The organism is Granulicella arctica, assembly GCF_025685605.1.
In the GTDB taxonomy this organism is placed as follows: Bacteria; Acidobacteriota; Terriglobia; order Terriglobales; family Acidobacteriaceae; genus Edaphobacter; species Edaphobacter arcticus.
Genome location: NZ_JAGTUT010000008.1, coordinates 21195 through 28536, shown reverse-complemented (window position 1 = coordinate 28536; position 7342 = coordinate 21195). Strand labels below are relative to the sequence as shown.

General features: G+C 52.5%; 7 protein-coding genes. 2 read left to right on the top strand and 5 right to left on the bottom strand.

Annotation, left to right across the window (positions count from 1 at the left end; genetic code table 11):
* From OHL20_RS24905 to OHL20_RS24895, 3 genes are all read right to left on the bottom strand, one after another.
* Positions 1 to 201, bottom strand: a 201-nt coding sequence (locus tag OHL20_RS24905; RefSeq protein ID WP_263386014.1) for a DUF4917 family protein, incomplete at its 3' end; no start/stop codon positions are given.
* Between the two features lie 245 nt (positions 202 to 446).
* A complete protein-coding gene (locus tag OHL20_RS24900) occupies positions 447 to 611 on the bottom strand; it encodes a hypothetical protein (RefSeq protein WP_263386013.1) in 165 nt (54 codons plus the stop codon).
* 71 nt (positions 612 to 682) lie between these two features.
* Entirely contained in the window at positions 683 to 889 is a 207-nt protein-coding gene (locus OHL20_RS24895) for a DUF2188 domain-containing protein (protein WP_263386012.1), read from the bottom strand.
* 155 nt (positions 890 to 1044) lie between these two features.
* Here OHL20_RS24895 and OHL20_RS24890 point away from each other — a divergent pair, with 155 nt between their 5' ends.
* Both OHL20_RS24890 and OHL20_RS24885 read left to right on the top strand, forming a co-directional pair.
* Positions 1045 to 2145 carry an AAA family ATPase gene (locus tag OHL20_RS24890; protein ID WP_263386011.1) on the top strand — a complete coding sequence of 367 codons (1101 nt, stop codon included), beginning with the start codon at positions 1045 to 1047 and terminating at the stop codon, positions 2143 to 2145.
* Positions 2145 to 4409: a S8 family peptidase gene (locus OHL20_RS24885; protein WP_263386010.1), complete on the top strand. Its 2265-nt coding sequence runs from the start codon at positions 2145 to 2147 to the stop codon at positions 4407 to 4409. The genes OHL20_RS24890 and OHL20_RS24885 overlap by 1 nt, the downstream gene beginning before the upstream one ends.
* 149 nt (positions 4410 to 4558) lie before the next feature.
* Here the strand turns inward: OHL20_RS24885 and traI are convergent, their stop codons facing one another.
* Positions 4559 to 6889, bottom strand: a complete 2331-nt coding sequence (gene traI / locus OHL20_RS24880) for a TraI/MobA(P) family conjugative relaxase (RefSeq protein ID WP_263386009.1) — start codon at positions 6887 to 6889, stop codon at positions 4559 to 4561.
* The gene (locus OHL20_RS24875) at positions 6889 to 7194 is read right to left on the bottom strand and encodes a plasmid mobilization protein (protein ID WP_263386008.1); all 306 of its coding nucleotides are present in this window, start codon (positions 7192 to 7194) and stop codon (positions 6889 to 6891) included. Before OHL20_RS24875 ends, traI begins: the two co-directional genes overlap by 1 nt.
* Positions 7195 to 7342 lie beyond the last annotated feature (148 nt).

Sequence of the window (7342 nt, the reverse complement as noted above, 5' to 3'; positions counted from 1 at the left end):
GACCATTTCAAAATCTGTGGTACCAAGCAGGTCAAAGGCTTGGCGAGCCTCTGGATGAGCTGTGAAGTCGGTGGATTCGAGCAAGGAACCATAGCTAAAGCAATGCGGAAATAGGTCCATACTGAACCCGTTTCCGATTAGGAGATGCCGCTTCACATCAATGGTTTTTGCTAGCGCTTGTTCGAAAGTGATGACCGGCATTAAGTTTCTCCTGGTTCAGTCCTTATTCAGCTGTTCAATTGACCCTCGATTCTGTAGTGCTACAGAGTGAGCGCTCTATGCCGGTTCACTCATAAGGATCATTCAAAGCAGCGTAATTTCTCTTTACTTTGAGAGAGCACTCACCTTCGTGGAAGAAACCACAGCATTCACCGCGATACACCGAAAGCAGCTCGTAATCTGTGCCGTCGATGCTGACCTAGCCGCTGTAAACCAGTCCAACGTTACTATTGCTTGGGCCTTGCTTTAAACTTTATGGGCACCTTCTTGCTGACAGATTTTTCAGCCTCGAACGAAACCTTCGTGCCACTCTTGGTCTTGAATTTGACGCCCGTTGGCTCTTTAACTTTCTTCGTCGCCGTGAAACTCACAGTTTGCTTCTTAGGTGCCATAGATTCTCTTCCTCGCTTGAGACGTACCTTTGGTGTAGGAGCGGGCGTCTAACTGGCCCGCCCCTATTCCGCTATGCCTTCCGCCATTGGTCGGGCTTGCCGACTGAAGTATGGCGAACGCGTTCGACATCAGGCTTGGTGTTCGGGCTGATCTCGCGTGCACGTTCAATGGCCTGGTGCTGGGTTGGCAAGATTGCGCTTGCCCGCTCTGCTCCAGGCCGCATGACTGCATAAGTGCTGTCCGGCCGTTGTTCGATGTAGATGTTTCCTTTTGACATGTTCAACTCTCTTTCTCCCCCCATAGAGGGGCTTACCTTTTCTGCTGTATTGGACCGCTCGAGCCCGCCCTTTACGGCCTCATGGACTAGAATGTACAATAAAGACGTAAACTAGTCCACCATCAAATATAAGATTTTCCTTATCAAGAGGCATAATGGAACAGAAACAAGTTGAAGGATCGGATGTAGTCCAGCTCGCACGGCTGGCGCTAATCGGTAAGCCAAAGGATATTCAGATGTACGTACGCAGACTAATCAACCGATATAAACTGTTAATCCCCGAGCTTGCAGATCAGCTTGGAACGGTACTGCGTGAAGCGCCTAAGCATTCTTCCCCGTTGCGAGGAGCTGCCGTTGAGGCGATTCCAGTTGATCTAGATTCTCGCCTACAGCTCGCGCGCCCGGAGTTTCCAGTCATTCTTCCGAGTGAACCGGTTTGGGACTCTCAGGTGAAAGAGCAACTTGAGCAAATGGTTTTAGAACGAGAGAGGCAAGAGGAGCTTTTTCAAGCCGGACTGCACCCAACGAAGTCGGCACTTTTTACGGGTGCCCCCGGCGTTGGCAAGACCCTTGCCGCAAGGTGGCTGGCACAACGATTGAACTGTCCCCTAATAACCCTCGATCTATCTGCAGTCATGAGTAGCTTTTTAGGTAGAACCGGAAACAACGTCAGGAATGTACTCGATTACGCAAAAGGCATTCCATGCGTATTTTTGCTGGATGAGTTTGACGCCATTGCCAAACGAAGAGACGATGCAGTGGAGATCGGCGAGCTTAAGAGACTAGTGACCGTTCTTCTGCAGGAGATAGACGAGTGGCCAGCATCAGGCTTGCTAATAGCAGCAACTAATCACCCTGAATTGCTAGACCCGGCTGTGTGGCGACGCTTTGAAGTGCTTGTCAAATTCCCGATGCCCTTGGAGGAGCAGATGAGAGAATCCATCTTGCGACACATCGGGGAAAGTGACAATGCAGCCGTTTGGAGTAGGGTTTTAGCAAGAACTCTGCAGGGCTCATCGTTTGCCGATGCCGAACGAGAAATTCTTAGAGCAAAGCGCCAAGCCATCATTCGCCAGCAATCTGTTACCGAGCAATTGAAGGAGCTGGTGCATGATCGCTCCCAGACGATGTCTCGTGAAGATCGGTCGCTATTAGCATTGGATTTGTTAGCAACTGGTTTGTCTCAAAGAGATGTTAATGATTGGACAGGCGTTAGTAGGGACACCATTCGAAAGGCTCTAAAACAGGTGAACTGATGGCAGAGATAAAAAATTATCTTCTTGGTTACGGGGAGCGGCTTACAGAGCGGCTTGACCCTCCAAAGACAAGACCCAACAAGAAGGATCCCTACTCCTTCACAGAGGCCAAGGTGCGCTTGGCGCCACGTTTGAGCACTCTTACCGAAGAAGTTGATGCTCTGCCTGATGCTGCGTGTCCGCATGATGAAGCGGTCGGTGTGATCACTCTCCATCCTGCCTACCTAGCTAAAAGCTACTTCCCAAATGGGCTTTTTCAAGCTGTTGGACTAGAGCCCATCGGAAGCAGAACGCAGCATATTGTTCCCGACAAAGGTGGAAAAGCACGTAAACAATCATCTTTAGAGGGCAAGTTGGCTATTCCTGGACCACCTCCCACGCCAACAGCGGAAATTTTCGTAGCGGGCCAGAGAGCTCAGTTCCGCTCTTGGGCAGCTACAGTAAGCGGGTGGTCAGAAAGCAGAGCCGGAGCAGTGGAGTTGGTACGGCTGGAAAACGTGTACCTTGCGCCGCCTGTCTCTCGCTTACAGCCGGTTCGTAAAGGCAAAGATGCGCCATTGTTAGAAGTCGTCCTTCACGGTTCATCTGACTACGTTATCGAAGGTTTTCGGACCTACATGCGAACCCTCGATATCCGTCTTGATCTGGACCGCCGATTTCAAGTGGATGGACTATGCTTCCTTGGGGTTCGGATTCCTCGCAACATGCATGTTGAAATGGCCAAATACTCATTTCTACGAGTTGCGCGTGAGATGCCCCGTTTGCGAGAACTACAGCCGGCGACCCCGATGCGAAGCCTAAGCATAGGAGGGTTTCCTCTCGCACTTCCCAAAAAGGGTCCCGTGAATGCGGATCTCCGGGTGGCAGTGTTTGATGGCGGTGTACCAGCAGGAACCGGCCTGGATCCATGGGTTTCGCGAAAGCTCACATCTAAGCTTGGAAATGCGGACGTTAATGCTCAAGAACATGGGCTGGGCGTGACCTCATCGGTGCTATTTGGATCACTCCAAAAGGGGGTTCCACTTCCACAGCCGTATGCGGCCGTAGATCACTATCGGGTTCTCGATGAGAACACAAATGATCCAGAAGGCAACTATTATGACGTGCTTGAACGAATCACCGGTGTCCTCTCGCAAAAGCAATATGACTTTGTGAACCTTAGCCTTGGTCCTGAGGTTGCGTTTGACGACAATGAGGTACATTTATGGACACTCAAGTTGGATCAACTCTTTGCCGATGGAAAAACGTTCGTCACTGTGGCAGCGGGCAATACTGGTGAAGGTGACGTCCAATCTGGTGTCGGGCGAATTCAATCACCCTCCGACGCTGTTAATGTACTCGGAGTTGGCGCGAGCAATAGCCTCAAGAAGCAGTGGAAAAGAGCGCCATACAGCTCTCTCGGTCCCGGACGCAGTCCGGGTCTAATCAAGCCGGACTTGGTAGCGTTTGGGGGTTCGGAAAAAGAGCCTTTTTGGATTCTCAGCAAAACACCGGGGAAATCGGCCGCCACAATGGGAACTAGCTTCTCATCTCCTTTAGCCCTTCGAACGGCAATTGGAATTCGCACCTACCTGGGATCTATAGTGCAACCCATCGCCCTTAAATCATTGTTAATACATCACAGTGAGAATAGTGGACATCATTGTCATGAAGTGGGCTGGGGCCGCATTCCTACAGATATAGAGGATCTGATCGTATGTGGCCCCGGAATGGTGCATGTTCTTTATCAAGGCACGCTCGAGCCGGGGAAGTACCTCAGGGCGAGGATTCCTGTTCCAAACAGCGCCTTACCTGGCAAAGTTTCGATCTCGGCAACATTTTGCTACGCTACTGAAACCGATCCACAAGATGTAGTTACGTACACAAGAGCAGGTCTGGACATCAAATTTCGCCCCGACAAGTCGAAACGTACTGTTCAAAACGGCAAAACGCCAACGCATGCTGACACCATGCCGTTCTTCCAGCAGAAGACCTTGTATTCATCGGAAGAAGAGCTGCGACGCGACGCTCATCAATGGGAGACTTGCGTAAAGCGGACGCGCGGCTTTATGGGAACCAGCCTTAACGATCCCGTGTTCGATATTCATTACAACGCTCGGAAAGGCGGTGCCCTTTATAAAGGTGCAAAGCCAATTCCGTATGCCTTGGTAGTGACCGTTCACGCAAAGAACGTCACTGATCTCTATGATCGCGTGTCGCAACGCTACAGAACTCAACTTGAGGCTTTGCGCCCAGTCATACAGCTCCCGGTCCGAGTGAACTAGGAGCGGACCAAATGCTCTCACCGGGGCCAATCTTGAAGGCTTTGCAGACGGACAGTCAATGATTAATCAGCCCGGTTGAATAAGAGTCATGCATGGTCTCAGCCTAGCACCGGGTAAATACGCTGGCTACCTGGGACTCAACCCAACCTTCATAGTGAGGGCTCATTGTCTTCGATGGCTTGCTCGCGCCGCTGTTTTTGTCTGGTGGCTAGGCGATCTATCTGTTCGTTAATGCGCTTTTCGAATGCCGGTCGGTGACGATCAACTTCGGCAGCCACACTTTGGCGTGAGCGTTCTTCCTCTATATCGTTACGTTCCTGCTCGATATACGTGGCCATCGCTCGAACACGAAGTTTCTTGATCTCTTCGCGGCTAGTCCGCAGGTTTGCCAGTTCCCCCTCCAAAGCATGATGTCTCTTGAAAAGAAGAGTGTGTTCATCATTAAGCGCCGTCCACGCTTGGCTTTTCATATTTGTCTGCCATTTGTGCCCCTGCTCCCACTCGTTTTTCGCAACAACGAAATCTACGAGCTGTTCATGCTTGATGGCGATCTTCTTGCTAATGGCGGCTTCCTTGACGTGCAATTCGGCAAGCTCATGAGCATCTTGGGTGACAGACCACCGTTCTTCGGCTGTAAGGATAGGGCGGGCGGCTGGGTCCGCGTAACGGCTCAAGAACTCTTTCGCAAACTTTGGGTACATCCCTTTTGTCTTCTGGATAAGAACTTCAAGCTCTTCTGGCAACGATACTTCTTTAGCAGCGATAGCCTTTGCCGGCTTTGACGTCTCCCGCATCCATATGTTCATACGCTCGTCGGTAAACTGAACCTGCATCCCGTGCTTCGCCGCTGCGAGGGCAAAGGCCTTCCGCTCCACCTCCGTCCCTGTGATGTGAAGACGGGAACCGAATTTGGCTTGCCCAAGCCGGAGAGCGGCCACATACGCAGTCTCACTTTGCTGGAGGAGACTGATCTTCCTTCCTTGGTCGATGAAGAGGGCTTTCCCATCCTGGAAGTACTGAACATCGCCATTTCGATACACCGTAGCTTTTAAGTCGCTGCGGTTTAGAGGCCGGTAGTCGGTGCTTCTAAAACTCTCTTCGGGCGACTCGATGACAATCGACGCAGCCGGCATCGTCCCGGTCATACGCCGTTCTCTAAAAGCAAAACCTCGTAATTGCCCGATCGCTGCCCTGTTTCCTATCTGTGCCTGCCCGGTCACCCAGTCCCGATAGCTCATCAAAGCTCCCGCTGCGCGGACGCCTCTAAGCTGCGCCTGGAGGCCTGACCGATCTGTTGCTGCTTTCATCGCCGCCAGGGAAAGTGCCGCCTTACGGTCAGCAGGACGATTCGCCGATCCGCTACCCCGGATTGCGGCGCGTTCCTGACCGTATGCAACCGTGATCTGCTTAAGCTGGACGCGGATTGAATCTGCCCTCGCCTTCAAGTCCGTCTGCAACCCGGACTTGTAAACTCTATATGCCTCTTTCAGGACCTTTCGCTCATCGGCCCGTTGCTCTCGCCTCTCCGCGCGTTCGCCTGGATCGCGTTTCAACGGACGAGGTTTATAAACTTCTGTTGGCCGCGCTGAGCTTATCCCTACCCTCGACTCCCAGCCCTCCAGCTTTTCGAGTCGGGCCCGGTTCTCCTTGCCAGCGAACGTCTCTCGAAAAACAGACGACGCTTTCACTCTCAACTCGGTCCCAACGGCCCGAACTTTATATCCGCTTTTTTCGCCGCGCTCTAATTCCAGGCCATGCTTCACCAGCACGGAATATATATCCGCCCAGTTCACCTTCTGGCCACTTTTCATCAACGAGGTGATCTCTTTTGCTGGCCCTGCTTTGGCATACGTTTCTAAACTCTCCGTGTCGGTATGAGTCTCTAACTTATTGGCCGCTTTTTCATCTACGGCATATACCCCGCTGCTCCCAGCGGCCTGCATCTCCTGGCGAGTATTTTGTATTGCCCTTCCCTGCTCCCGGTCCCACCGAAAGAGACCCTTGGATTCTTTCCACCCTTGTTCTGCCTCTATCTCCCGAATGGCCTGGTCAAGGCTCCGTTTGCTGAACTCGGGATAGTGCGCTTTGTATGTGTCCGGGTGTACGCGATTCACCATGACGTGCACATGAAAATGATCCGTATCGTTGTGCGGCGCAATGATGTACTGGTGCTCCCCAAATCCCAGCGCCCGGATACTTTTTTCTGCTGCCGCTTTCCACTGTTCCTTCTCCGGGAACTCATTCTCCTGCCAACAGAGCTGATAGTGGTAGACGGGATCTTTGACCCTCAGATTTTCACTCGCGACGGCTCGCATCTCAGCCTGCGCCGTCTGCTCGGACAGCAGACTTTCTGAGATCAGCAATTCACTTCGACGGTCTAGTTCTCCGGTCTGTTTGTTCTTCTTGAAACCAAGATAGTTCTTTAGAGCGCGGAAGCTCGATCCGCCATCTCTCCGCGTACCGGAGATAGGGGCCAGCATCAGGCCCCTTCCTTTTCAAGCTTCCCAATTGCAGCCACGATGTCTTTGAGGAGCCCTTGATACAGCTTGCCGTCGGTTGGGGACTGTAAGGCAAGAAGCTTCTGGAGGCCTCCCAACCGTCGCAGCTCGTTGATCGCCTTTTCCATGTCACGCCCTCGGACCGGCATTCCGAGCGCACGCTTGCGAACGAATTCGCTCATCGTGAGGCCGGCCTTCTTCGCCTGCTCGCTTAGCAGCGTCTTCTCGTCCGGCTTGAAACGGACGTAGAAGCGAGCAGACTTCGGATTGGCGACTTTCTTGAACATGGAGCGGGAGCTCCTTCAGGGGTCTCGGGGCGAAGCCCTGAGCGAAGTCTGTAGAGCTGCCCCCTTGAGTAGCCGGAGGCGGATTAAGGGGCAGCGCTGGGCGGAAAGCTGGATGCGAAAGCAATCCATGCTGTACGCACAATACGCG

What these genes read in the sequence shown, in the direction of transcription:
- OHL20_RS24875 (WP_263386008.1), bottom strand. Translation starts at nt 7,194, where the DNA reads ATGTTCAAGAAAGTCGCCAATCCGAAGTCTGCTCGCTTCTACGTCCGT.
- traI (WP_263386009.1), bottom strand. Translation starts at nt 6,889, where the DNA reads ATGCTGGCCCCTATCTCCGGTACGCGGAGAGATGGCGGATCGAGCTTC.
- OHL20_RS24895 (WP_263386012.1), bottom strand. Translation starts at nt 889, where the DNA reads ATGTCAAAAGGAAACATCTACATCGAACAACGGCCGGACAGCACTTAT.
- OHL20_RS24885 (WP_263386010.1), top strand. Translation starts at nt 2,145, where the DNA reads ATGGCAGAGATAAAAAATTATCTTCTTGGTTACGGGGAGCGGCTTACA.
- OHL20_RS24900 (WP_263386013.1), bottom strand. Translation starts at nt 611, where the DNA reads ATGGCACCTAAGAAGCAAACTGTGAGTTTCACGGCGACGAAGAAAGTT.
- OHL20_RS24890 (WP_263386011.1), top strand. Translation starts at nt 1,045, where the DNA reads ATGGAACAGAAACAAGTTGAAGGATCGGATGTAGTCCAGCTCGCACGG.